At 73.7% G+C, this 24053-nt stretch carries 22 protein-coding genes; 11 read left to right on the top strand and 11 right to left on the bottom strand.

Annotated features, from left to right (window positions below; genetic code table 11):
• Positions 1-23: 23 nt before the first annotated feature.
• The gene (locus ABD343_RS09090) at positions 24-767 is read right to left on the bottom strand and encodes an SDR family oxidoreductase (RefSeq protein WP_344525971.1); all 744 of its coding nucleotides are present in this window, start codon (positions 765-767) and stop codon (positions 24-26) included.
• A 112-nt stretch (positions 768-879) separates the two neighbouring features.
• Here ABD343_RS09090 and ABD343_RS09085 point away from each other — a divergent pair, with 112 nt between their 5' ends.
• The gene (locus tag ABD343_RS09085; RefSeq protein WP_344525969.1) at positions 880-3981 is read left to right on the top strand and encodes an AfsR/SARP family transcriptional regulator; all 3102 of its coding nucleotides are present in this window, start codon (positions 880-882) and stop codon (positions 3979-3981) included.
• A gap of 27 nt (positions 3982-4008) precedes the next feature.
• On the opposite strand, the gene ABD343_RS09080 is transcribed toward ABD343_RS09085, so the two are convergent.
• The 5 genes from ABD343_RS09080 to ABD343_RS09060 all read right to left on the bottom strand — a co-directional run bounded on the left by ABD343_RS09080 (position 4009) and on the right by ABD343_RS09060 (position 9637).
• A complete protein-coding gene (locus ABD343_RS09080) occupies positions 4009-4965 on the bottom strand; it encodes an AraC family transcriptional regulator (protein ID WP_344525967.1) in 957 nt (318 codons plus the stop codon).
• 414 nt (positions 4966-5379) lie between these two features.
• On the bottom strand, positions 5380-6735 hold the full coding sequence (locus ABD343_RS09075) for an SPFH domain-containing protein (RefSeq protein WP_344525965.1): 1356 nt from the start codon (positions 6733-6735) through the stop codon (positions 5380-5382).
• Entirely contained in the window at positions 6732-8243 is a 1512-nt protein-coding gene (locus ABD343_RS09070) for an SPFH domain-containing protein (protein WP_425578141.1), read from the bottom strand. The genes ABD343_RS09075 and ABD343_RS09070 overlap by 4 nt, the downstream gene beginning before the upstream one ends.
• Positions 8244-8543: 300 nt before the next feature.
• Positions 8544-9008: a GNAT family N-acetyltransferase gene (locus ABD343_RS09065; protein ID WP_344525961.1), complete on the bottom strand. Its 465-nt coding sequence runs from the start codon at positions 9006-9008 to the stop codon at positions 8544-8546.
• On the bottom strand, positions 9008-9637 hold the full coding sequence (locus ABD343_RS09060) for a TetR/AcrR family transcriptional regulator (RefSeq protein ID WP_344525959.1): 630 nt from the start codon (positions 9635-9637) through the stop codon (positions 9008-9010). The genes ABD343_RS09065 and ABD343_RS09060 overlap by 1 nt, the downstream gene beginning before the upstream one ends.
• 225 nt (positions 9638-9862) lie before the next feature.
• Here ABD343_RS09060 and ABD343_RS09055 point away from each other — a divergent pair, with 225 nt between their 5' ends.
• Both ABD343_RS09055 and ABD343_RS09050 read left to right on the top strand, forming a co-directional pair.
• Positions 9863-10462: an MSMEG_1061 family FMN-dependent PPOX-type flavoprotein gene (locus tag ABD343_RS09055; protein ID WP_344526403.1), complete on the top strand. Its 600-nt coding sequence runs from the start codon at positions 9863-9865 to the stop codon at positions 10460-10462.
• Between the two features lie 60 nt (positions 10463-10522).
• Positions 10523-11431 (top strand): PDR/VanB family oxidoreductase, encoded by a 909-nt coding sequence (locus tag ABD343_RS09050; protein WP_344525957.1) that lies wholly within the window; start codon positions 10523-10525, stop codon positions 11429-11431.
• Positions 11432-11472: 41 nt separating this feature from the next.
• On the opposite strand, the gene ABD343_RS09045 is transcribed toward ABD343_RS09050, so the two are convergent.
• On the bottom strand, positions 11473-11883 hold the full coding sequence (locus ABD343_RS09045) for a VOC family protein (protein WP_344525955.1): 411 nt from the start codon (positions 11881-11883) through the stop codon (positions 11473-11475).
• 59 nt (positions 11884-11942) lie between these two features.
• On the opposite strand from ABD343_RS09045, the gene ABD343_RS09040 reads away from it, so the two are divergent.
• Positions 11943-12500 carry a GNAT family N-acetyltransferase gene (locus tag ABD343_RS09040; protein WP_344525953.1) on the top strand — a complete coding sequence of 186 codons (558 nt, stop codon included), beginning with the start codon at positions 11943-11945 and terminating at the stop codon, positions 12498-12500.
• On the opposite strand, the gene ABD343_RS09035 is transcribed toward ABD343_RS09040, so the two are convergent.
• Positions 12487-12849, bottom strand: a complete 363-nt coding sequence (locus ABD343_RS09035) for an antibiotic biosynthesis monooxygenase family protein (RefSeq protein WP_344525951.1) — start codon at positions 12847-12849, stop codon at positions 12487-12489. The two genes, ABD343_RS09040 and ABD343_RS09035, sit on opposite strands and share 14 nt — an antisense overlap.
• A 182-nt stretch (positions 12850-13031) precedes the next feature.
• Between ABD343_RS09035 and ABD343_RS09030 the strand changes: the two genes are divergently transcribed.
• Positions 13032-13475: an excalibur calcium-binding domain-containing protein gene (locus ABD343_RS09030; protein WP_344525949.1), complete on the top strand. Its 444-nt coding sequence runs from the start codon at positions 13032-13034 to the stop codon at positions 13473-13475.
• A gap of 63 nt (positions 13476-13538) precedes the next feature.
• On the opposite strand, the gene ABD343_RS09025 is transcribed toward ABD343_RS09030, so the two are convergent.
• A complete protein-coding gene (locus ABD343_RS09025) occupies positions 13539-14411 on the bottom strand; it encodes a LysR family transcriptional regulator (protein ID WP_344525947.1) in 873 nt (290 codons plus the stop codon).
• A gap of 70 nt (positions 14412-14481) precedes the next feature.
• Between ABD343_RS09025 and ABD343_RS09020 the strand changes: the two genes are divergently transcribed.
• The 6 genes from ABD343_RS09020 (at position 14482) to nrfD (ending at position 22643) form a co-directional block, all read left to right on the top strand.
• Positions 14482-15078 (top strand): short chain dehydrogenase, encoded by a 597-nt coding sequence (locus ABD343_RS09020; RefSeq protein WP_344525945.1) that lies wholly within the window; start codon positions 14482-14484, stop codon positions 15076-15078.
• Positions 15079-15754: 676 nt separating this feature from the next.
• A complete protein-coding gene (locus ABD343_RS09015) occupies positions 15755-16678 on the top strand; it encodes an alpha/beta fold hydrolase (protein WP_344525943.1) in 924 nt (307 codons plus the stop codon).
• A gap of 274 nt (positions 16679-16952) precedes the next feature.
• Entirely contained in the window at positions 16953-17522 is a 570-nt protein-coding gene (locus ABD343_RS09010; RefSeq protein WP_344525941.1) for a type 1 glutamine amidotransferase domain-containing protein, read from the top strand.
• Positions 17523-17551: 29 nt separating this feature from the next.
• Positions 17552-20815: a formate dehydrogenase gene (gene fdh / locus ABD343_RS09005; RefSeq protein WP_344525939.1), complete on the top strand. Its 3264-nt coding sequence runs from the start codon at positions 17552-17554 to the stop codon at positions 20813-20815.
• A complete protein-coding gene (locus ABD343_RS09000; RefSeq protein ID WP_344525937.1) occupies positions 20812-21687 on the top strand; it encodes a 4Fe-4S dicluster domain-containing protein in 876 nt (291 codons plus the stop codon). The genes fdh and ABD343_RS09000 overlap by 4 nt, the downstream gene beginning before the upstream one ends.
• Positions 21684-22643 carry an NrfD/PsrC family molybdoenzyme membrane anchor subunit gene (gene nrfD, locus ABD343_RS08995; protein ID WP_344525935.1) on the top strand — a complete coding sequence of 320 codons (960 nt, stop codon included), beginning with the start codon at positions 21684-21686 and terminating at the stop codon, positions 22641-22643. Before ABD343_RS09000 ends, nrfD begins: the two co-directional genes overlap by 4 nt.
• Here the strand turns inward: nrfD and ABD343_RS08990 are convergent.
• Complete coding sequence (locus ABD343_RS08990) at positions 22624-23667, bottom strand: TIGR03086 family metal-binding protein (RefSeq protein ID WP_344525933.1); 1044 nt, start codon at positions 23665-23667, stop codon at positions 22624-22626. The genes nrfD and ABD343_RS08990 overlap by 20 nt on opposite strands.
• Positions 23664-24026, bottom strand: coding sequence for an ArsR/SmtB family transcription factor (locus ABD343_RS08985; RefSeq protein WP_344525931.1), 363 nt, complete (start codon positions 24024-24026; stop codon positions 23664-23666). Before ABD343_RS08985 ends, ABD343_RS08990 begins: the two co-directional genes overlap by 4 nt.
• Positions 24027-24053: the final 27 nt, after the last annotated feature.

The raw sequence follows: 24053 nt of genomic DNA, 5'->3' as shown, positions 1-24053 counted from the left end.
CCGTACCGGTCGCCGTGCTCAGGTCAGTGTCCTCCCAGCCCCTGGGCGAAGCCGCCGTCGACCGCCAGTTCGACGTTGGTGGTGAACGTCGCGCCCTCGGCGAGGAAGAGCGCCGCCTCGGCGACCTCCTCGACGGTGCCGTTGCGCCGCAGCGGCGTCGCCTGGTCGCCCTGGCGCCGGAACTCCTCGCGCTGCTCCTCCGTCAGGTCGGGCACGCCCATGGTCGGCGTGTCGATGTAGCCGGGGGCCACGCTGTTGACGCGGATCCGCCGGGGCAGCAGCTCGGCCGCGAGGACGTGCGCGAAGGCGCGCATCGCCTCCTTCGACGCCGAGTACGCGCTGAGCCCCGGGAAGACCACGTCGTTGGCGACGGTGGTGAAGACCACCGAGCCGCCGTCGTTGAGCAGCGGCGCGAGCCGCTGCACGGTGAAGAACGTGCCCTTCGCGTTCACCGCGAAGTGCCGGTCCCAGGCGTCCTCGGTCACGTCCGCGAGCTCCGCGAACTGCGCGATGCCGTGGTTGACGAAGAGGTGGTCGACGCGTCCGAGCCGCTCGCCGACCACGTCGCCGAGTGCCGCGATGTCGGCCATGCTGGCGGCGTCGGACCGTACGACGTGCGCGGCCTCGCCCTTGAGCGCGGTGCGCGCCTCTTCGAGGGTGCGCTCGTTGCGCCCGGTCAGGACCACCTCGGTACCCCGGGCGAGCAGTGCGCGCACGATCGCGAGCCCCATGCCGTGGGTGCCCCCGGTGACAACGGCCTTCTTCATGATGTGCTCCTCTTCTCGTTTCCGATGCGGCGCTGACGCGTCGCTGGTGAGAGGAAGATGGCCGAGGTCTCTTTCGATCTTCTGCCGGTTCTCTTGCGGTTATCGTGTGCGCATGCGATTCGGGGTGCTGGGGCCGCTCGCCGTGTGGTCGCCGGACGGGGAACCCGTCGCGGTGCCCGAGGCGAGGGTGCGGAAGCTGCTGGCCTGCCTGCTCGTCGCCCCGGGCCGCGTCGTCTCCACCGACCGCCTCGTCGACGAGCTGTGGGGCGACGGCGTCCCCGCTCGTCCCTCCGGGGCGCTGCAGACCCTCGTCTCGCGCCTGCGCCGCGCGATCGGCGCCGAGCTGGTGCTGCGCCGCCCGCCGGGCTATCTGCTGGACGTCGCGCCGGACGACGTCGACAGCGGCCGGTTCTCCGCGCTCGTCGCCCGCGAGAACCCCCGTGAGCGGGACCTCGCTGAGGCCCTCGGGCTGTGGCGCGGCGACGCGTTCGCCGGGTTCGCCGACGAGCCCTTCGCGCTCGCGGCCGCCGCCGCGCTGGAGGAGCAGCGCCTCGTGGCGCTGGAGGACCACGCCGAGGTCCGGCTGCGACGCGGCGACCACGCGGCGCTCGCCGCCGAGCTGGGCACGCTCGTCGCCCGCCACCCCCTGCGCGAGCGCCTCCGCGCCGCGCACCTGCGCGCCCTGCACGGCGCGGGCCGTACGACCGAGGCGCTCGACGCCTACCAGGAGCTGCGCCGCGCACTCCGCGACGAGCTGGGACTCGAACCGGGCGCGGAACTGGCGGCCCTGCACCGGCGGCTGCTGCGCGGCGACCCGCCGGAGCACCGTCCTCCCGAGCTGCGTCCTCCAGAGCCGTCGCCGTCGTCGCGGACCTCGCCGCCCCCTCCCGAGCCGCCCGCCGCCGCGCTCCCCGTACCGCCCACCGCGCTCGTCGGCCGGGACGGCGCCGTCGCCGAGGTACGCGAACTTCTGCGCGCGGAGGGTCTGGTGACGCTCACCGGGCCCGGCGGCGTGGGCAAGACCAGGCTCGCGCTGGAGGCGGCGCGCGGCGAGGACGGGGCACGGCTCGTCGAACTCGCGGGGCTGCCCCGGGAGACGACCGTGGACGGGCTGGCCGACGCCGTCGCCGCCGCGCTCGGCATCCGGGACGGCTCCCACCCCCGGCCCCCGCGCCCGCCCGTCGAGCGGCTCACCGACGCGCTGCGCGGCGGAGAGCGGGAACGGCTGCTCGTGCTGGACAACTGCGAGCACGTCGTCGAAGCAGCCGCCGCGCTCGTCTCGCGCGTACGCCGGGCCCCCGGCGTGGACGTACGCGTGCTGGCCACGAGCCGCGAGCCGCTGGGCGTCGCGGGCGAGCACCTGTGGGAGGTGCCGCCGCTCGACGTCCCCGGCCCGGACGACGCGCCCGCCGACATGCTGCGCGCGGGCGCCGTACGGCTCTTCGCCGCGCGGGCCGCGGCCGCGGTGCCCGGGTTCGCGCTGTCGGCCGACGACGCGGCGGCCGTCGCCACGATCTGCCGCCGCGTCGACGGGATCCCCCTCGCCATCGAACTCGCCTCCGCGCGGCTGCGGGTGCTCGACGCCGCCGAGCTGGCCGACCGGCTCGACGACCGGTTCGACCGGTTCGCCGTGCTCACCGGCGGCCCGCGCGACGCGCCGCCGCGCCAGCGGACGCTGAGCGCGGTCCTCGACTGGAGCTGGGAGCTGCTGACCGAGGCCGAACGGGCGGTCCTGCGCCGCCTCACGGTCTTCGCCGACGGCTGCACGCTCGCCGCGGCCGAGGCCGTGTGCCCCGGCGACGGCGTGCGCCCCTCGGAGGTCCTGGACCTGCTGGCACGCCTGGTCGACCGTTCCCTCGTCACCGTCTCCCGTACGGCCGACAGGCCGCGCTACGTACTCCTGGAGTCCGTGTCCGCCTACGGGGCACGGCAGTTGGACGCCCCCGAGCGCGACCGGGCCCGGCGTGCGCACGCCGCGTACTGCGTCACGTTCGCCGAGGAGGCGGCCGGGCACCTGTGCGGCCCGGACCAGCGGCGCTGGCTGCGGCGGCTCGACGCCGAGACCGGCAATCTGCGCCGGGCGCTGGCGGACGGGAGCGCGGCGCCCCGCCTGGTGAGGGCGCTGACCTGGTACTGGTTCCTGCGCGGGCGGCTCTCCGAGGCACGCCGCGCGACGGAGGGCGCGGGCGACACGGTGACGGAGGCCTGGCACGCCGGGTTCCGCCTGCTGACCGGCGAGGCCGTGGCCGGCGGTGACCTGCCGCGCCTGCACGCCGCCGTCACCGACCCGTACGAGCGCGCGCGGGCCGGGTGGTTCCTCGGCCACGCGGCGACCCGGTTCGGCGAACTGCCGGTCGGGGAGGCGCTGACCGGGGCCGCGCTCGACGCGTTCGAGGGGCTCGGCGACGACTGGGGCGTCGCCGCCTCCGCGAGCACGCGCGCCCTCCAGCGCCTCGTACGCGGCGATCTCGACGCGGCGGCGGCGGACGCCGGACGGAGCCTGGAGCTGTTCGGCGCGACCGGCGACCGCTGGGGCCGCGTCCAGGCGTACGCCGTGCTGGGCAGGCTCGCCGAGATCGCGGGCGACTACGCCACCGCCGCGCTCCGGCAGCGGGAGGGCGCCGCGCTCGCCGAAGAGCTGGCGCTGTGGCCGGAGGTGTCGATGCGCTGGTCCGAACTGGGCCGCCTCGCGCTGCTGGAGGGCGACCTCGACCGCGCCGACGGCCTCCACGAGCGGGGGCGCGCCGTCGCCGTCGCCCACGGAGACGTGGCGGGCCAGGAGTTCGCCGAGGTCGGCCTCGCCCTCGCCGCGCGCCGCCGCGGCGACCACGCCCGGGCCGAGGAGCTGCTGCGGCCGTGGCTGGAGTGGAACCGCCGGTTCGAGGCCGACAACGGCGCCGCGCTGATCCTCGCCGAACTCGGCTTCGCCGCCGAGCAGCGCGGCGACGCCCGCGGCGCGTTCGACCTCCACACCCAGGGCCTCGCCGCGGCACGGCGCACGGGGGACCCCAGAGCGGTGGCGCTCGCGCTGGAGGGGCTGGCCGGGGCCCGGCTGCTGGCGGGCAGCACGGGACGGGCGAGGACCACGCTGGCCGCCGCGACCCGCCTGCGCGCCTGTGTCGGTGCCCCGCTGCCGCCCGGGGAACGCGCCGACGTCACCCGCATCGAGGCCGCGCTGAGCGCCGCGCGCCCGCCCGAGCCCGGGGACCGCTGACGTCGCGGACGGCCCCGGCGGTCCGGCTCAGGGGACCTGGCGCAGGGTGTGGGACGGGGGGACGCCGTAGGCGCGGCGGTACGCGGCGGCGAACCGGCCCGGCTGGAGGAAACCCCAGCGGGCGGCGACGGCGGTGACCGTGACGCCCTGGGCGGGGTGCGCCGCGCGGAGTTCGGCATGGGCGCGGCCCAGCCGCATCCGGCGCAGATGCGTGAGGGGCGTGGTGTCCAGATGGCGGCGGAAGGCGTACTGCAGGGTGCGGACGGTGACATGCGCCGCGGCGGCGATGTCGGCGGCCGTGACGGGGGAGTCGGCGTGCTCCTCCATGTAGGCGAGGGCCCGGCGCACGGTGGCCGTACGGGCGTCGCGGCGGTCGGCCGCCGAGGGGTCGACCAGCGCGGTGCTGGGGAACGCGGCCAGCACGGAGGCGGCCAGCAACTGGCCGCAGTTGGCCGCGACCAGCGGCTGCGCGGCGAATTCCGGGTCGTCGCTCACCGTGGCGCTCAGGTAGGCGAGGGTGCGCCGCAGATGGCGGCCTGCCGCGGGGGACACCGGCCGGGAGCCGAGGAAGCGGAGCGGCGCCGGGCGGCGCCCCGGGGCCGTGGCCGCCACCCGGTCGAGCAGCCGGGGCGGGAGGGAGACCAGCGTGTAGCACAGGTCCTGGTGGCGGCCCGCGCAGGGCTGGTCGGGCTGGGCGAAGAGCGCGACGTCGCCCGCGTCGAGACAGCTCTCGTGGAGCCCGGCCGTGTGCCGGGGGATGACGCCCCCGTGGACGCTGCCCAGGGTGAGGGTGCCGGTCGGCTCGACGGCGTAGTCCATCCCGAAGCCGAACCGCACCTCGGCGAGGCCGATTTCCCCGAGCGCCGTGTGCGCGATACGGGCCCGTGGCCGTGCGTGACCGGTGCGCAGCCGCATGCGCCCGTAGGCGTCGCTCAGGTGGTCCTCGATGTCGTCCAGGTCATCGCTCTCGAAATCCGTGGCCATCTCTCCAGCTTCGCGCGGCGAGGGCCCCGGCACGAGGGGGCGGCGCCCGGAACGCGAGGGGGGCGCCGAGAACGCCCGTGGAGCGTGTACGAACCGGGGGCCGGACGGACGCGACCGCCCGGCCCCCGGCCTTGCTGTCGCGGAGCTCACGGGCAGGGTCTGGGCCGGGCGGAGCCGCAACAGGTGCGCCGCATCCCCGGGCGCGGCACACCGGGACCGGTCGTCCTCCAGCGTGCCGCCGTGTGCCGGGCGGCGAACAGTACGGCGAGCGAAGACCGTCCGGCGCGGTGTACGGAAAACGAGAAAGCGAGGAAGCGAGAAAACGAGAAAGCGAGAACCCGGCCCGGACGGGCCGTGCCCTCCTCGCCCCGGGCGGGGGAGAGGAGGGCACGGACGCGGCGCGTTCCGGAGCCGTCAGTTCCGAGGCCACGCCTCCGCGACGGCCTCGGCCACGGCGCCCGCGTCCGCCCCGGACCCGGAGACGGCCGGCGGCTCGCCGCCCGGCAGGGCGGTCAGGCGGGGGAGGAGCTGCGCGGCGAGCAGCGTGGACAGCGCGGAGGTGTCGCCGCCCGAGGCGCCGCCGTCCGTGCGCAGCACCACCGGCTGCGGGGCCCTGCCCGCGAGGGTGGCGCCCACCTCCAGCCTGCGGCGCGCCAGTTCGTACTGGAGGACGGCGCGGTTGTCGCGGTACGCCTGCGCGAGAGTGCGCTGCGCGCGGGCCTCGTTCTCGGCCGCGATCAGGCCGCTGCGGCCCCGCGTCTCGATCTCGAAGCGTACGTTCTGCGCCTCGGTCTCCCGCTCCTCCAGCATCTGCGCGACCTCCTCGCGGGCCTTGTTGAGGGCCGCCTTGACCTCGACGATGCGGGCGTCCCGCACCTTCTTGGCGCGCTCGATGTCCATCTGGAGGCTGTCGATCCGCCGCTTGCGGGTCAGGCCCCACTCCTGCTCGTACGCGTGGGCCTCCTTGGCGACCCGCTCACGGGTGGCCAGGTGCTGCTGGTACTGCGCGGGGAGCTGCACGTCGGGGATGTTCGCGCCGGTGATGCGCACCCCGTAGCGCGAGAGCTGCCGGTTCAGCAGCTCCTGCATGTCCGCGACGTCCGAACCCCGCAGGTCGTACGCCTGCTCGGTCCGTACGAGACGGCCGCGCTGCCGGATCGCGTCCTGCACCGCGTTGGACAGGACGAGGTCGAAGTTGCCCGCGCCGATGGTGCGGACGAACAGGACCGCGTCGGTGATCCGGAACTTCAGGAAGAACTCGATCGCGCGCAGCGGTACGTTCTCCCGCGTCGGACAGGCCACCACCGGCGCCGAGTACGGGATCTCCGTGGCCGTGTCCACCACGAAGTCCACCCGCGACCAGGGGTGCCACAGATAGTGGCGGCCCGGGTCCAGGGTGCGGGTGATCGCGCCGTAGCGCGTGAGGATGCCGTTGGTGCCCTGCTCGATCTCGACGATCGAGGAGCGCCACCACCACAGCGCGCCCGCGATCAGGAACAGCATCCCGAGGACGTACGTGGTCGTCGCGAGCGTGTCGTACACCTCGCCCGCCGTGCCGCCGACGTCCTGCACCGCGGCCACGACGCCGCTGGTCACGGCGAGCAGGCCGAGCCAGCACGGCACCATCCAGCCCACCCGGCGGCGGTGCTTGGGGATGATGACGGGGACGAGCGTGCCCGCCTCGCCGCCGCGCAGGAGCTGCGGGATGTCGCTCCAGGGCGCCACCTCCTCGGAGATGACGGATCTGCGGTTGCCGACTGCCGTACTCACTCTCCAGCCCCCCACACGTCGGTGCCGTGCTCCTCTTCGTTCTCGTTCTCACCGGGCGGCACCGGCACGCCGCCGCCCGCCTGCGCGGGCACCACGGTGGGCCGCTCGGCCTCGCGCAGGGCGCTGATCTCCGCCTCGCGCTCCTCGATCCGGGCCGACACCTCCGAGAGCCGCGCCCGTACGGACGCCATGTCCTCGGGCGAGAACAGCTCCGCGCCGCGCTCGCCGACCAGCTCCCTGGCGAGGTCGAGGAAGTCCACTCCGGCCGTCCCGTCGCCCGCCCCGCCGATCCGTACGAGCCGGGGCAGATGGTCGGCGACCTTCTCCAGGGTGTCCAGCACCTGCTGCTGGTAGCGGTACTCCAGGATCTCCGGGGCCTCGGCCGCCGTCACCGCGCGGATGTCGAGGGCCTGGGCCTCCAGCAGCGCCGCGTTGGCCTTCGCCTCCGACTCGGCCTGCACATAGCGCTGCCGGGCCAGGGCGCCCGCGCGGTTGGTCTCGCGCTCCACGGCGGTGTCCATCTGCGCCTGGTGCTGGGCGATGTCCGCCTGGATCGCGGACAGCTCCTCCTGGCGGCTCGCCAGCTCCTTGGTGAGGTCGCCCTCGTCCTGCTCCTTGCGCAACTGGAGCGCGTACTCGTGCGTGTACGCCTCCTTGGCGACCCGGACCATCTCGGGCGCGGCCAGGTCCATGCGGTACGCGCGGTCCGAGGGCTCGGCGTGCGTGATGTTGGCGTTGGTCAGCTCGACGGCGGGCCGGAACTGCTGGTTGAGCTGCTCCAGCAGCCTGCCGGTGTCCTCGCCGACCATGTCGTAGATGCCCGAGGCCTCCTGCTCGTAGATGAGGCTGCGGATCGTCTCGCTCACCGCGTTGTTCAGCTTCTCCTCGAAGCCGCGCACCGCGCCGAGCGTGTAGACGAACTCGACCGGGTCGCTGATGCGGAACTGGATGAACAGGTCGATCGACGCCTTCACCCCGCCCCGCGTCGGCGCCTCGCGCACCGGCGCGTTGAACGGGTACTCGCGCGTGGTGTTGATGAGGTACGAGACGCGCTTCCAGGGGTTGAGCAGGATGACCCGGCCCGGGCCCACGACCTGCTCCAGCTTGCCGAAGCGGGTGATCAGCGCGTGGCAGCCGTCCGGCACCATCACCATGCCCTGCCGCCACCACACGAACGCGACCGCGCCCAGGGCCAGCACCCAGTAGTGGATGCCGAAGAGCGGATTGGTCAGCGGGCTGCTGTCGGTGAACGACGAGAGCGCCGAGGTCACCGCGGTGCCTATCACCCCCAGCACCAGCAGCATCGACACGGGCAGCATGGTGAGGAACGACCGCCCGCGCGGCATCACCATCGGGCAGATGCTGTGCACCTGCTGGAGCCCGTCGCGCTTGAGCGCGCTGTGGTTCAGCTCCTGGCCCGCCTCGTCGAGCGGCACCGTCTTCTGCTCCATGACGGTGTCGATGGAGCCGCCCTGCTCCCGTGCGGCGGGGAAGTCGGACGGATCCATGCCGTCCTCCCTGTGCGCCCCGCTCTCTCCCTCGCCGCCGGTGGCGCCGCCGACTCTGCGGCGCACCTCTTCCTCGGCCGCCGTGCGCGGATCCGTTCCTCCGGCGACGGCGCGCGCGGCTCGGCGCAGACTCTCCCGTGCCACGTAACCCCCTAGCTGTGCATGCGTGAGAGGGCCCGCCTGTACAGGGGCGGGCCCGTAAAGAAACCATCAAGATCTCCGGTAACCGGCTGCTGCCCAGCCTTCGGCGCCTGACACCTCCGCCGAGCCGCCGATGTGCCGGTTGCGGGGTCTTGATGGTCAGTCCAGATATTTGACCATGATCTGCTCCCGTGCCGGACCGTGGCGCTCCCCGTCGGGGACGAAGCCCTTCCGGCGGTAGAGCGCGAGCGCGGGCGCGTTGTCCGGGAGCACCGCCAGCCGCAGCGCCGAGGCGCCCTGCTGCCGGGCCCATCTCTCGATCTCGGCGATCAGCGCGTCGGCCACGCCCAGCCCCCGGGCCTCGGGGGACACCCAGAGGGAGCGCAGCTCCTTGGTCGCCTCGTCGACGGGAACACCCCTGGCCGTTCCGGCCGTACGGCCGTCCACGAGGGCGACGAGGTTGTGCGTCCCCGGCATCCGCAGCCGGGCGTGCCACTGCTCCTCCCCGCCGTCGGGCCAGTCGGCGAGCCGGGCCGTGAAGGCGTGCGGGTCCTGCGAGAGCGCGGCCAGACGGGCGTCCCGCCACAGGGGCCAGTCCCGCTCGGTGACCACGTGAAGCCGCATCAGGAGGCCTCTCCGCCCTTGAGATAGAGCGTGAGCATGGTGACCAGCTCGTTCTCCAGGCTCTCGGGGTCGACGGAGTCGGGCGCCGCGATGAGCTGGTGGACGGTCAGCGCGACGGTGGAGACCAGCAGCCGGGCGGCGACGTGGGGATCCTCGACCCGGACCTCGGGGTGGCGCGTGACCAGGTCCAGGGCGTAGGCGATCCGGCCCGCCCGGTACTCGGCCGTCTTCGCCAGCAGCTCCGGGGCGAGCGGCACCTGCTCCAGCATGATGCGCAGAAGCTGCGGATCGTCCAGGTGGTTGCTGATCGTGAGGTGGACGTCCTGGCGGATCAGCTCTTCGAGGGGCATGGAGGCGATCCGCTCGCGGTCGAGCGTGAGGGCGCTCGCCCCGGAGTCGAGGTGCCGGGACATCAGCTCGACCAGGATCGCATCCTTGTTCGGGTAGTACTGGTACAGCGAGCCGATGGAGATCCGCGCCTGCTCCGCGATCCGGTTCGTGGTCCCCGCCGCGTAGCCGTACTCGGCGAAAACGTGAGCAGCGGCGCGGAGGATCCGCTTCCGCGTCCGCTCCGCCCGCGCCTGGACCGGCTGTTTACGCGGGTGAAGAGCGCCGTTCCCCGAAGCCATGACACCTCCTGCGCGCGCCCTCGAACGCGAGTAGCGCAAGACCTGAGTAATTGCTCACAATGGTGCCATGACCTGCGGCGGAGCGGTGCATGACGCTTCCGGCGCGGTCGCTCGCCTGCCTCGGAAGGAGTCCCCGTGACGCTGACAGAGACACCGGCGGAGACGCCGGCAGACGCACCGACAGCACCGCCCGTACCGACATGGGACGGGCCGCGCCCCCGCCGCGTGGCGCACGCCGACGTCCGCGCGCGGCTGGGCGAGCCCGAAGGGGTGGTCAAGGACAAGGTCCTCGACCGTATCGACGCGTTCTCCCACTACTTCATCGCGCACTCGCCGTTCCTGTCCATGGCCACCGCGGACGCGGAAGGCCGCACCGACTGCTCGCCGCGCGGCGACTACCCCGGCTTCGTGAAGGTCCTGGACGAGCGGACGCTCGCGATCCCCGACCGCCCCGGCAACAAGATCGCCGACTCCTTCTCCAACCTCGCCGAGAACGACGGGATAGGCCTCCTCTTCCTCATCCCCGGCGCCCGCGAGACGCTGCGGGTCAACGGCCGCGCGTACCCCACCGACGAGCCCGACGTCCTCGCCCGCATGCGCACCGAGGCCAAGACGCCCGACCTGGCGATCGTCGTGGACGTCGAGGAGGTCTACTTCCACTGCGGACGGGCGCTGCTCCGCTCCCGGATGTGGGATCCCGCGAGCCAGGCGCTCGCCGACGGGCTGCCGACGGCCGGCGAGGTCGTCGTCGCCCAGACCGGCCTCGACATCGACCCCGGCGTCATCGACGGCAGCCTCGAAGACGCCTACCGCAAGCTCTACTGACCAGACCGGCTGAAAGCTCTACTGACCAGACCGGCTGACAAGGACGGAACCGGAACTCCCATGCAACAGACCGTCGTCGACCGCATCGAACCCGTCGCCGAGGACGCCGTCTCGCTCGTCCTGCGCGGCACCACGGGCCCGCTCGCCCCCTGGGAGCCCGGCGCCCACATCGACCTGGCCCTGCCCAACTGGCTCACCCGCCAGTACTCGCTGTGCGGCGACCCCGCCGACCGGGACGCCTACCGCGTGGCCGTCCGGCACGAGCGCCTCAGCCGCGGCGGCTCCGAGTACGTCCACCGGTTCCTGCGCCGGGGCCGCGCCCTCGACGTCTCCCTGCCCCGCAACCACTTCCCCCTCGTGCCCGCGCCCGCCTACCTCTTCCTCGCGGGCGGCATCGGCATCACCGCCGTCCTGCCGATGCTGCGCGCGGCGGTCGCCTCGGGCGTCCCCGCCTCCCTCGTGTACGTGGGCCAGACGGCCGCGACCATGCCGTTCGCCGACGAGCTGCGTGCCGCGTACGGCGAGCGCGTACGGCTCGTCGCCACCCGCGAGCAGGGCCGCCCGGACCTCGCGGCGCTCGCGGCCGGGCTGGAGCCCGGCGCGCTGGTCTACTGCTGCGGGCCCGCGCCCATGCTCGCCGCGGCGGAGGCCGCGTTCCCCGCCGGGCGGCTGCACGCCGAGCGCTTCCAGCCGGTGGCCAGGACCTTCCCTCCGGCGGCCGCGTTCGAGGCCGAGTGTGCCCGGTCGGGCGGCACGGTCCAGGTGCCCGCCGACGAGACGCTGCTCGACGCGCTGGCCCACGCGGGCCACCCGCTCCCCTCGGGCTGCCGCGAGGGCGTCTGCGGAAGCTGCGAACTCACCGTCCTCGACGGCGAACCCGAGCACCGCGACGACATCGGCGCCCCCGAGGGCCGGATGTACCCCTGCGTCTCCCGCGCGCTCGGCCCGCGCCTGGTCCTGGACCTGTAGGGGCGGACGGCCGGGGACGGGCGGCTACGGGCGGACCGGCCTCAACTGCTCGGCGCGCTGCTCAGATCGACGACGCAGAACAGATTGCCGTCCGGGTCGGCCAGCACGACGAAGTCCGGATTCTCCGGGTACAGCTCCCACTCGGGCCTCGTCGCGCCGAGCGTGAGCAGCCGGGCCACCTCCGCCTCCTGCTCGCCCGGCGACTCCACGAACAGGTCCAGATGGACACGGGGCCGGGGCTCGGGCGGCGACTCGCTGCGCATCAGCCCGAGCGCGCGGCGTCCCGGACGGTCCGAGCTGTCCGGGGCGTCCGGGCCGTCCGGATGGCACAGGGTCCGCCAGTCCTCGTTCCGCCATTCCTCGGAGGCCACGAGCCCCAGCGCGGCCGTCCAGAATCCGGTGGCCCGCGCCATGTCCGTCACACCGATCACAGGGATACCGAGCGTCAGCATCCCCCGATGCTAGGCGGGTGCCGCGGCCCGGCGGGACGACCGCCGGGCACAATGGCCCGATGCCGCGTCTGACCGTCCCCGATGTCCGCGTCCACGCCTCGTTCGTCGCCGCCATGGCGGAGTTCCGGGCCGAGGGGCGAGGAGGCCCCGACGACGGTTCCACGGTGGGCAGGGCGATCCGCGACCACGGCTCCGTCTGGCAGGACCCCCGGATCTTCGCCGGGTACGTCGAGGCCGTACGGGCCGACGCGCGCGACGACGTGCCCCGCCCGGACGGCGGCGTCCCGTGCACCACCCTCTGGTACGTCGACAACGACACCTACCTGGGCCGCCTCGCGATCCGGCACACCCTCACCCCGCCGCTGCTGGAGTGGGGCGGGCACATCGGCTACGACATCCGGCCCACCGCCCGACGGCGCGGCCACGCCACGGCGATGCTGCGCGCGGCCCTGCCGTGGGCGCGCGAGGTCGGCATCCGGTCCGCACTCGTCACCTGCGACACGGACAACGTCGCCTCGCGCAAGGTCATCGAGAGCTGCGGCGGCCTCTTCGAGGACATCCGCAGCGGCAAACTGCGCTACTGGGTCCCCACGGACCGACCGTTTAAGGAGCGGTGAGTTCGACGACGACGTCGTACACCCCGGGGTTCGGGGTGACCGGCTGCTCGGTCTGCTCCCGTGCGGCCTGCGTGCGCGACGCGAAGTCGGGGTCGGCGGTGGCGGCCTCCCACGCCTCCTGGCTCTCCCAGTGCGAGACGTTGACGAGCTGGAAGCGGGAGGCGGAGGAACGGGCCCTGTGCATACGGGAGTCGATGAAGCCCGGCTTGTCCCGCATGAGCCTCGCCCGCTCCTCCCACTTCACGACGAATGCGTCCAGCTCGGAGGCGTCGATCTCGAAGACGTTGATGAACGTGACGGACGAGTCCGAGGAGTCGGAGGCCTCGTCGCGTCGGGTCTCTGTGGTCACGTCCGCAGCCTAACGACGCGCCCCAACTGGCCCTCGGCCGCCCCTGATCCACGCCGGACGATCTCAGGACCTGACGAAAGCAACCAGAACCTGACACATCTGATACGCCGCACATCCCCTCACTAGGGTGACGAGTCACATCATCGCCACCCCCCTTCCATACTCTCAACATCCGGAGAATCATGACGATTCGCGCAACGGCAGCCGCAGCCGTCACCGCCGCTGCTCTGGGGATGGCACTTGCCCCGACCACCGCCCTCGCCACCAGCAACGGCGCGTTCAAGAACTGCACCGCCGCCTACGAGGCCGGTTACTCGAACATCCCGAAGGGCGACTCGCGCTACGGGAAGCACCTGGACCGTGACGGCGACGGCATCGGCTGCGACCAGCCCCCTGCCGACTTCGTGCCCGCGGAGGACCGTGACAAGGACGACGAGGGCGGCGGCAGCACCGACAGCAACGGCTCGGGCGACAAGGCCGGGACGCCTGCCGAGGGCGGCGGCGAGAACCTCGCGGAGACCGGTGGCGACAGCACCACGCCGTACGTCGCCGCGGGCGGCGGGCTCGTGGCGGTCGCGGGTGCGGGCGTGCTCCTCGCCCTGAGGAAGCGGAACGCAGGGAACTGACGCACGGCGAGGGCCCCGCCGCGCGCGCGCGGCGGGGCCCTCGCCGTCGCTCATTCGCGCGGCCTAGTCGGCTCCCGCGTCCGCCTCGGCGGCCAGGTCCCGGAGGTGCGCGAGGAAGACGGGGGTCGCCGGGTGGGAGGGGACGCGGGGCCAGGCCAGGCTGACGGTGACGGGCGGCGCGTCCGGGAGGGGCAGATAGCGGACGCCGGGGTGGGGGTGGCTGTGCGCGGTGGCCTCGGCGGTGACGCCGACCGCGTCGCCGGTGGCGATGACGGTGAGCCACTCGTCGACGTTGGCCACCTCGAACGTCCGGGGGCGCCGCTCCCCGGGCGGCCAGAGGCCGTTCGTGCTGGCCGCCGTCGCGCACAGCACCACAGGGCGGTCGGCGAACTCCTCCAGGCGCGCGGCCGAACGGCGGGCGAGCGGGTCGTCCTCGGGCACGGCGACCACGCGCCGCTCCCGGTACAGCGGCCGGACCCGGAGCGCGGCGTCCGGCTCCGGCGCGGTGCGCAGAAGCGCCGCGTCGATCTCCCCGCGGCGCAGGGCCGCCTCCGGGTCGTCGCAGCGGAGCGCCCGCAGCGGGGTCCCGGGGTGCGCCTCGCGCCAGCCCCGCAGCAGCGGCACGGTCCGGGCGCCGAGCGCGGCCCAGGCGAAGCCGACGCGCAGCGGCCCTACCCCCGACGCCGCCTCCGTCAGCGCGTCGTCCACCTGGCCGAGGATCCCGCGCGCCCGCTCGTACAGCCGCTCACCGGCCTCGGTCAGAGCCAGGCTGCGGGTGGTGCGGTCCACCAGGCGTACGCCGAGGCGGCTCTCCAACTGCTCCAGCGTGCGCGACAGGGCGGGCTGGCCGACGCGGAGCACGGCCGCGGCGCCGGTGATGGTGCCCTCGTCGCCGATCGCGGCGAGGGCCCGCAGATGCCGCAGTTCCACATTCATGACTCCCGAGCATAAATGCTCCTCGAACGGCATTTCCCTCGCGTGGCCGGGCGGTTCTAGCGTCGCCGGCATGAAGATTCTCCTCATCGGCGCCACCGGCACGCTCGGCACCGCCGTCCACCGCACACTGACCGGGCGCGGGCACGAGGTCCTCACCGTGGGCCGCAGCGGCGGCGAGCTTCGCCACGACATCTCCGACCCCGCGCAGACCGCCGCGCTCTACGAACGGGCGGGCCGCGTGGACGCGGTGGCCTGCGCCGCGGGCGACGTGCCGTACAAGCGGGTCGCCGAGGCGGCCCCCGACGACTATCTCGCCGCCTTCCGCGGCAAGGTGCTCAGCCAGATCGACCTGGTCCGGCAGGGCATTCCCCGCGTCGCGGAGCGCGGCTCCTTCACCCTGATCACCGGAGTGCTGGCCCGCGAGCCGATCCCCACCGGCAGCGCCGCCTCCATGGCCAATGGCGCGTTGGAGTCGTTCGTACGGGCCGCCGCCATCGAGATCGCGCCACAGCGCGTCAACGCGGTCAGCCCCACGGTGTTCACGGAGAGCCTCGCGGACTACGGGGACTTCTTCCCCGGCATGCCGCCGGTCGCGCTCGATGACGTCGCGCAGGCGTACGTCCGGTCCGTCGAGGGCGCGCAGACAGGACAGGTGTACGTGCCGTAACGCGCGGCGGAGTGCTTCACGCGCCCTGTTTCCTCCGGCCTTCCGGGGGTACTCGGCCAAATTCGCGCCATGGCGCTCCGCGGCACATGTGGGCAGCGGCCGAGGGTAGGAAGGGTAGGAGAGGAAGCGGGCCGACGCAGGTGCGGCTCCGCGCGTACGGAGGCCGACCGCCGCCGGATGGCTCGGCGACGGTCGGCCTGAGCCCGGGTGCGCGGATACCCCCCCTCGCGCGCCCGGGCCGCCCCTGGCTTCCCCGTCCGAGGTATGACGCGGGGAGTGCCCGGGGCTCCGCTCCGCTCGTTCGCTGCGGATGGAGCGGGCTCCGGGCGCCAGGGGAGTGCGGGCGAGGTCGGGCGGGGTCAGGGCCGAACCGTCGGGGAAATTCTAGGAAGCCCCGGGGCAGGGGGCAATCGCCCGGCCACCTCCGGGACCGGTCCCGCACGGCCCCGCACGGCCCCGCGCGGGCAGCGCCCGGAGGAGCGCGCGATCCGTCAGCGGGCGCATCCGGAAGCGCGGCGCTTGTCCCCCGGGAGAGCTACGCGCAGGTGTCCACCGTGCGGGGACGATTCCGGAGCGCGTGATCCGTAACGTTCGGCCCAGCCGAGCACGGCCGTTTTCCCGGCCCCTCTCTCGGTCTCTTTCTCCACCTCGATTCCTGTACCGGGAGGGCTCTTTCATGCGCAAAGGCAAGGCATCCGCTGTGATCACGCTGTGCTGCACGATGGCGGCGGGTGTGGGGCTCGTCGGCTGCGACGACTCCTCGGACGCGGACTCCAAGTCGTCCAAGTCCTCCTCCCAGTCGGTGGAGAAGAAGACCGGCACCGGGGAGAACACCGTCGACGGCACCAAGAAGATCACCGTCGACGGCCACTCCGTGAACGTCTCGTGCTCGGGCACCCGGCGGGGCGACCGGCCCGTGGTCGTCCTGCTGTCGGGCGGGGGCGACCAGTTGAAGAAGATGGCCGCGTTCCAGAAGACCCTCAGCAAGAAGGACCGGGTCTGCTCCTACGACCGGCTGGGCCAGGGCGCCAGCGACAAGCCATCCGGGCCGCAGACCTTCAAGAGCAGCGGCAAGATCCTCACCGGCGTGATCGAGCAGGTCGCCGGTGACCGCCCCGTCGTCCTCGCGGGCCACTCCCTGGGCGGGATCATCTCGGCCCGCTACGCCCCCGACCACCAGGACAAGGTCAAGGGGCTCGTCCTGCTCGACGCGACGTCGCCGACGAACACCGCCGACATCAAGCGCGCCATCCCCGAGTCCGCCACCGGCGACGCGGCGAAGCTGCGCGAGCAGAACCTCGCCATCTTCGCGGGGAAGAACCCCGAGAAGCTCCGGATCCCCGACGCCCCGGTCCGGCCCGCGGGCGACATCCCGGTCGAGGTCGTCAAGCACGGCAAGCCCTACCTGGCGGCGCTGCCCGAGTACGGCCCGAAGCTGGAGCGCTCCTGGACCCGGGGCCAGCACGCCTGGCTGAAGCTCTCCAAGAGCAGCCACTACGGCGTCGCCAAGAAGAGCGGCCACTACATCTACCTCGAACAGCCCGACATCGCCGTCAAGGCCGTCCAGGACGTCGTGGCCCGCGTCGGAGGCCGCGCCTAGAAGGGCCACGCCCACCCAGACGGCGGGCGGCGGCGCCCCGCCCCCGTGCCGCCTCCCGCCACCCACCCCGCCGTCCCCGCCCCGTCCCGCCCCGGCTGCGAGCGTTCCCCGTGCGTCTTACGGTGAGGGACGGGACGGGCGGGGGCGGCGGCTTCCGGCCGAACCGGTGGCCCCTCGGCCGCGCCGCTCGCTCCTCCGGTGTGTTTCCCGCGCCCGGGGACGGGCACGCGGGAGCCCCGTGAGAGCAGCGCACGGCACGAAAGGGCGGAAAATCATGGCGGACGCAGCACTGAGCGGCAAGCGCGTACTGGCCCTCGTCTCGAACTACGGCGTCGAGCAGGACGAACTCTTCGTCCCCGTACAGGAGTTGCGCGCCTCCGGCGTCGAGGTCGACGTGGCAGCCGTCTCCTCGGACGTCATCCAGACCCTCGTCGGCGACAAGGACCCGGGGGAGAGCCTCACCCCGGCGCTCACGGTCGCGCAGGCCGACGCCACCAACTACGACCTGCTCCTCCTCCCCGGCGGCACCCTGAACGCCGACGCCCTGCGGCTCGACGACGACGCCGTGGAGACGGTGCGGGCCTTCACCTCGGCGGGCGGCACCGTGGCCGCGATCTGCCACGGCCCGTGGGCCCTGGTCGAGGCCGCCGTGGTCAAGGGCAAGCGGCTGACCTCGTACCCCTCGCTCGCCACGGACATCCGCAACGCGGGCGGCGACTGGGTCGACGAGGAGGCCGTCAGCGACAGCTCGGGCGGCTGGACCCTCATCACCTCGCGCACCCCCGACGACCTCGACGCCTTCGTCGCCGAGATGCGCACGGCGCTCAGGACGGCCACGGACTGACGGGACGCCGACGGCGAGGAGGGCGCCCCGTGGGCGTACGCACCTGGATCCAGGACTGGCCCGTGTACCGGCAGCTCACCGGGGACGACCCGCTGGGCAGAGGCGGGGCCGCCACGTCCCCGCGCACCCGCGCGCTGCGCCCCCGGACGGACGACGCGGACCGCGTCGTGAAGTCGGTCTGCCCGTACTGCGCGGTGGGCTGCGCGCAGAACGTGTACGTCAAGGACGGCGAGGTCGTCCAGATCGAGGGCGACCCCGACTCGCCCGTCAGCCGGGGGCGGCTGTGCCCCAAGGGCGCGGCGACGCTCCAGCTCACCACCGGCGAGGCCCGCCGCCACCAGGTCCTGTACCGGCGGCCGTACGCCACCGACTGGGAGCCGCTCGACCTGGACACGGCGATGGACATGGTCACCGAGCGCCTGCTGCGCACCCGCCGTGAGACGTGGCAGGAGGAGGTGGACGGCACCCGGGTAGCGCGCACCATGGGCGTGGCGACGCTGGGCGGCGCGGCGCTGGACAACGAGGAGAACTACCTCATCAAGAAGCTGTTCACAGCGCTCGGCGTGGTACAGATCGAGAACCAGGCGCGGGTCTGCCACAGCTCGACCGTCGCCGGGCTCGGCACCTCGTTCGGACGCGGCGGCGCCACCACGTTCCTCCAGGACCTCCAGCACGCCGACTGCCTCGTCATCGAGGGCTCGAACTTCGCCGAGGCGCACCCCGTCGGCTTCCAGTGGGTGATGGAGGCGAAGGCGCGGGGCGCGAAGATCATCCACGTCGACCCGAGGTTCACCCGTACGAGTGCGCTCGCCGACCTTCATGTGCCGATCCGCGCGGGCACGGACATCGCGTTCCTCGGCGGGCTCATCAACCATGTGCTCAGCACCGGCGCGGAGTTCCGCGAGTACGTGCTCGACTACACCAACGCCTCCACGATCGTCGGCGAGGACTTCCAGGACACCGAGGACCTCGACGGCGTCTTCTCCGGCCTCGACGAGGAGACCGGGCACTACGACGTCGCCTCCTGGCAGTACGAGGGCGCCACCGTGCAGGCGGCGGCGGGGGAGCGGGACGCCCTCCACGACGAGCGCGCCCGGCGCTCGCGCGGCCTGACGGCCTCGGGCCACGCGGAGGCCCACGGCTCGGGCGGCCCCGCGATCCGGGGTGAGCGCACGCACGACCGTACGCTCCAGCACCCGCGCTGCGTCTTCCAGCTCCTCAAGCGCCACTACGCGCGCTACACGCCCGAGCTGGTCGAGGAGGTCTGCGGCATCCCGCGCGCGACGTTCCTGGAGGTCGCCGAGGCGCTGGTGGCCAACTCCGGCCGCGAGCGCACGACCGCCTTCGCGTACGCCGTGGGCTGGACACAGCACACCGTCGGCGCCCAGTACATCCGCGCGGCCTGCGTCCTCCAGCTCCTCCTCGGCAACATCGGCCGCCCCGGCGGCGGCATCCAGGCGCTGCGCGGGCACGCCAGCATCCAGGGCTCCAGCGACATCCCGACCCTCTTCAACCTGCTGCCCGGCTACATCCCCATGCCCCACGCCCACGCCCACGAGGACCTGGACACCTTCGTGCGCGCCATGGGCACCGACAAGGGCTACTGGGGCAACATGCGCGCCTACCTCGTCAGCCTCCTCAAGGCGTACTGGGGCGAGGCCGCGACCGCCGAGAACGACTACTGCTTCGGCCACCTGCCCCGGCTCACCGGCTCGCACAGCACGTACGAGACGGTCCTCGCGCAGCTCGACGGGGAGTGCAAGGGCTACTTCCTGCTCGGCGAGAACCCCGCCGTCGGCTCCGCCAACTCCCGTATGCAGCGCCTCGGGATGGCGAACCTGGACTGGCTCGTCGTCCGCGACTTCTCCCTCGTCGAGTCCGCGACCTGGTGGAAGGACGGCCCCGAGACCGAGACGGGGGAGCTGCGCACCGAGGACATCGGTACCGAGGTGTTCTTCTTCCCGGCCGCCTCGCACACCGAGAAGGCGGGCTCGTTCACCAACACCAACCGGATGCTCCAGTGGCACTACCCCGCCAAGGAGCCCGACGGCGACGCGCGCAGCGACCTGTGGTTCCTTCACCACCTCGGCCGCCGCGTACGGGAGAGGCTGCGCGGCTCCACCGACCCGCGCGACCGGCCGGTGCTCGACCTGACCTGGGACTATCCGGTGGACGGGCCGCTGGCGGAGCCCGTCGCCGAGGCCGTCCTCGCCGAGATCAACGGCCACGGGCCCGACGGCGCCCCGCTCACCCGCTACCAGGAGCTTCGCGACGACGGTACGACCGCCTGCGGCTGCTGGATCTACTGCGGGGTCTACGCGGACGGCGTCAACCAGGCCGCCCGCAAACGCCCGCACACCGAGCAGGACTGGATCGCCGCCGAGTGGGCCTGGTCATGGCCCGCCAACCGGCGCATCCTCTACAACCGCGCCTCCGCCGACCCCGACGGCGCGCCCTGGAGCGACCGCAAGGCCCTCGTCTGGTGGGACGAGGCCGAGGGCCGCTGGACCGGCCACGACACCCCCGACTTCGTCGCGGACCGCCCGCCCTCCTACCGCCCGGAGCCCGGCACGACCGGGCCCGAAGCACTCAGCGGCATCGACCCGTTCATCATGCAGGCCGACGGAAAGGGCTGGCTCTACGCCCCCGCCGGACTGGTCGACGGACCCATGCCCACGCACTACGAGCCGCAGGACTCGCCCGTACGCAACCCGCTCCACCCGGACCAGCAACGCAGCCCCGTCCGGCAGACCTTCGGCCGCGACGGCAACCTCTACCACCCCAGCGGCGGCGATCCGGGCACCGGCGTCTTCCCGTACGTCATCACCACCTACCGGCTCACCGAGCACTTCACGGCGGGCGGCATGACCCGCTGGTCGCCGTATCTCGCGGAACTCCAGCCGGAGTTCTTCTGCGAGGTCTCGCCCGCCCTCGCCGCCGAGCGCGGCCTGGAGCACGCGGGCTGGGCGACGGTCGTCACCGCGCGCGGCGCCGTCGAGGCCCGGGTGCTGGTCACCGCGCGCATGGCGCCGCTGCGGGCCGGCGGCAGGGAGGTCCACCAGATCGGCCTGCCCTACCACTGGGGCGGCAACGGGCATGTGCGCGGCGACTCGGCGAACGAGCTGACGTCCATCGCGCTCGACCCCAACGTCCACATCCAGGAGGTCAAGGCCCTCACCGCCGACATCCGCCCGGGCCGCCGCCCGCGCGGGCCCGAACTCCTGGACCTGCTCGCCTCGTACCGCGAACGCGCGGGCGTCACCGAGGACACCGGAACGGAGGTCAGGGGATGACGGAAGCACGCGTCGGGTTCTTCACCGACACCTCCGTCTGCATCGGCTGCAAGGCCTGCGAGGTGGCCTGCAAGGAGTGGAACGCCCTCCCCGAGGACGGTCTCCGGCTCACCGGCATGAGCTACGACAACACTCAGGGCCTCGGCGCCTCCACCTGGCGGCACGTCGCCTTCATCGAGCAGGGCACGCAGAGCACCCTCCCGGCGCCGCCCCGCGAGCACGAGAACGTGGACGTCCTCGCGCTCGCGTCCCAGGAGGACCCGGCCGGGGCGGGCGGCGAGCTGCGCTGGCTGATGTCCTCCGACGTGTGCAAGCACTGCACCCACGCCGCGTGCCTCGACGTGTGCCCGACCGGCGCGCTCTTCCGCACCGAGTTCGGCACGGTCGTCGTGCAGGACGACATCTGCAACGGCTGCGGCTACTGCGTGCCCGCCTGCCCGTACGGCGTGATCGAGCAACGCCCCGGCGACGGCCGCGCGTTCAAGTGCACGATGTGCTACGACCGGCTCGGCGCGGGCCAGGAACCCGCCTGCGCCAAGGCGTGCCCGACCGAGTCCATCCAGTTCGGCCCCCTGGACGAGCTGCGCGAACGGGCGGACGCGCGCGTCGCCCAGCTCCACCGGTCCGGCGTGACCGGCGCGCGGCTCTACGGCCGCGACCCGGAGGACGGCGTCGGCGGCGACGGCGCCTTCTTCCTGCTCCTGGACGAGCCGGAGGTCTACGGCCTGCCGCCCGACCCCGTCGTCACCACCCGCGACCTGCCCTCGATGTGGCGGCACGCGGGCGCGGCGGCCCTGGGACTGCTGGGCGGCCTGGCGGCGGTGTTCGCCGCGCACGGGCGTACGGCCACGGGCCGGGGAGGCCGCCGGTGAAGCGCCGCGGCGGCCGCAGGGGAGAGCGACTCGTCGTCCCGGAGGCCGAGTTCACCTCGTACTACGGAAAGCCCGTGCTCAACGTGCCCGCGTGGAAGCCGGCCAACATCGGCGGCTACTTCTTCCTCGGCGGACTCGCGGGCGCCGGATCCGTGCTCGCGGCGGGCGCGGACCTGACGGGGCGGCCGGTGACGGCCCGCGCGCTGAAGACGTCCTCGACGCTGGCCGTCGCCGGTTCGGCCGCGGCGCTCGTCCACGACCTGGGCCGCCCCTCGCGCTTCGCGCACATGCTGCGCGTCCTCAAGCCGACCTCGCCGATGAGCGTCGGCTCCTGGCTGCTCGCCGGCTACGGGCCGGTCACCGGCGCCGCGGCCGTCTCCGACCTGACCGGCGTCCTGCCGCGCGCCGGACGGGCCGCGACGGTGGGCGCCGCGCTGCTGGGCCCCGCCGTCGCCGCGTACACGGCGGTCCTCGCGGCCGACACGGCGGTGCCCGCCTGGCACGACGGGCACCGCGAACTCCCCTACGTCTTCACCGGATCCGCCGCCATGGCCGCGGCCGGAGCGGCCCTGCTCACCGGCCCGCTCCGGGAGAACGGCCCGGCGCGCGCCGCCGCCGTCCTGGGCGCCGCCGCGGAGGCCGGGGCCGTCCGCGCGCTCAAGTCCCGGCTGGGGATGGTCGCGGAGACCTACGAGCAGGGCACGGCGGGCCGCCTCATGCGCGCCTCCTCCTGGCTCGCCGCCTCCGGCGCCCTCGCGGCGGCGGCGTGCGCGGGCCGGAGCCGCGCCGCCGCGGCCGTCTCCGGCACCGCCCTGCTCGCGGCGTCCCTCTGCACCCGCCTCGGCGTCTTCCACGCGGGGCGCCGCTCGATGGAGGACCCCAAGTACACGGTCGTACCCCAGCGGGAACGCCTGCGGCAGCGCTCGGGGGAGCGCCCTACGGCTTCCGGCCGATGAAGGCGAGCAGCCGGGTCTGGACGTCGGCGTCCTCCGGGGCCTCGGTGCGCGGCCCGTACTGGCCGCTGGAGCGCAGCACGTCGTCGAGCGGCCGCAGGCCCTCCAGCAACTGGGCGCACTTGTCGGGGTCGAGGCGCTCGTCCTGGCCCGTGGCCCGCGCGAGGTCCCAGGTGTGCATGAAGACGTCGGCGGTGTAGAACCGGTCGACCGCCTGGTCGAGGGGGACGTCGCCGGTGTGCGGGTTCGACAGGACCTTCGCCGCGGTGGCGGGGTCGTCGAGCAGGGCCTGGACGGCCTCGCGGTGCACCGTCCAGGCGGCCACCGGATCCTCGTCCACGGACGGGCCCTTCGGCAGCTCGACCCCGGCGCCGGACTTGAGGAACTCCGGGAACCACTCGACGAGATGGCGCACGACGTCGCGGGCGGCCCATCCCTCGCACGGCGCCGGGTTCTCCCAGGCGCCCTCGGGCACGCCCCGTACGCGCTCGGTGAAGACGTCCGCGATCCGGCGGTGCTCCTCGGCCGCCGCGCTGGGCCGCAGCAGCGCGTCGAGCCGCTCGTGCCCCTCGCGGATGCCGCCCGCCGCGCCGCTGCTCAGCATCGCGTCCCGGGTCTCGACGGACTCCACGAGGGAGGTGGCGCGCAGCCGGGTGCGGCCGCCGAGGTCCTCGAAGACGGCCGTCTCCAGGCTGACGCTGTCCGGCGCGCCCTCGAAGGTGAAGGTCTGCACGATGCGCTCGTCGGGCCGCACCTCGTGGAACACCCCGTGGAAGCCGAACTCGGTGCCGTCCTCCGCACGGTGGACGTAGCGGTACGAGCCGCCGGTCCGCGCCTCGTACCGGTCGATCCGCATGGTGAGGCGGCGCGGGCCGAGCCACTGGACGACCAGGTCCGGGTCCGTGTACGCGCGGAAGACCCGCGCGGGCGGCGCGTCGAACTCCCGGGTGATCACGATGGTGGGCAGCGCCGGGTCGGCCTCGATCCGCGTCGCCTCCGGGGGCGTGCTGGTGCTCGGTGCGTTCATGATGCTGATTCCTCCGTCAAAGGGTCCGCTCCCGGTTCCTCGTCCATCCGGGCCAGGACGGCGTCCAGGCGGCGGAAACGGTCCTCCGCCTCCCGCCGGTAGCGCTCGATCCACTTCGTCATCAGGTCGAGGACCTCCGCCTCCAGATGGCAGGGCCGGCGCTGTGCTTCCCTGCTGCGGCTGACCAGTCCGGCGTCCTCCAGGACCCGGATGTGCTTGGAGACGGCCTGCAGGCTCACCTCGTACGGCTCCGCCAGCTCGTTGACCGTGGCGTCCCCCGTGGCGAGCCGGGCGACGATGTCGCGCCGGGTCGGGTCGGCCAGCGCCGAGAACACCTGGGACAGCCTGTCGTCGGGCACGGCGGTACCTCGCTTCCTCAACCTGCC

This window comes from Streptomyces albiaxialis, from assembly GCF_039530985.1.
Lineage (GTDB): Bacteria > Actinomycetota > Actinomycetes > Streptomycetales > Streptomycetaceae > Streptomyces > Streptomyces albiaxialis.
Note: the sequence above shows the minus strand (reverse complement) of the source record. Positions and strands in the feature narration are given on the sequence as shown.

Coding starts and splice junctions, on each gene's coding strand:
- ABD343_RS09070 (WP_425578141.1), bottom strand. CDS start 8,243: ATGGATCCGTCCGACTTCCCCGCCGCACGGGAGCAGGGCGGCTCCATC.
- ABD343_RS09040 (WP_344525953.1), top strand. CDS start 11,943: ATGCCGCGTCTGACCGTCCCCGATGTCCGCGTCCACGCCTCGTTCGTC.
- ABD343_RS09010 (WP_344525941.1), top strand. CDS start 16,953: ATGGCGGACGCAGCACTGAGCGGCAAGCGCGTACTGGCCCTCGTCTCG.
- ABD343_RS09030 (WP_344525949.1), top strand. CDS start 13,032: ATGACGATTCGCGCAACGGCAGCCGCAGCCGTCACCGCCGCTGCTCTG.
- ABD343_RS09025 (WP_344525947.1), bottom strand. CDS start 14,411: ATGAATGTGGAACTGCGGCATCTGCGGGCCCTCGCCGCGATCGGCGAC.
- ABD343_RS09000 (WP_344525937.1), top strand. CDS start 20,812: ATGACGGAAGCACGCGTCGGGTTCTTCACCGACACCTCCGTCTGCATC.
- ABD343_RS09060 (WP_344525959.1), bottom strand. CDS start 9,637: ATGGCTTCGGGGAACGGCGCTCTTCACCCGCGTAAACAGCCGGTCCAG.
- ABD343_RS09065 (WP_344525961.1), bottom strand. CDS start 9,008: ATGCGGCTTCACGTGGTCACCGAGCGGGACTGGCCCCTGTGGCGGGAC.
- ABD343_RS08990 (WP_344525933.1), bottom strand. CDS start 23,667: ATGAACGCACCGAGCACCAGCACGCCCCCGGAGGCGACGCGGATCGAG.
- ABD343_RS09090 (WP_344525971.1), bottom strand. CDS start 767: ATGAAGAAGGCCGTTGTCACCGGGGGCACCCACGGCATGGGGCTCGCG.
- ABD343_RS09085 (WP_344525969.1), top strand. CDS start 880: ATGCGATTCGGGGTGCTGGGGCCGCTCGCCGTGTGGTCGCCGGACGGG.
- ABD343_RS09045 (WP_344525955.1), bottom strand. CDS start 11,883: ATGCTGACGCTCGGTATCCCTGTGATCGGTGTGACGGACATGGCGCGG.
- ABD343_RS09015 (WP_344525943.1), top strand. CDS start 15,755: ATGCGCAAAGGCAAGGCATCCGCTGTGATCACGCTGTGCTGCACGATG.
- ABD343_RS09080 (WP_344525967.1), bottom strand. CDS start 4,965: ATGGCCACGGATTTCGAGAGCGATGACCTGGACGACATCGAGGACCAC.
- ABD343_RS09020 (WP_344525945.1), top strand. CDS start 14,482: ATGAAGATTCTCCTCATCGGCGCCACCGGCACGCTCGGCACCGCCGTC.
- ABD343_RS09050 (WP_344525957.1), top strand. CDS start 10,523: ATGCAACAGACCGTCGTCGACCGCATCGAACCCGTCGCCGAGGACGCC.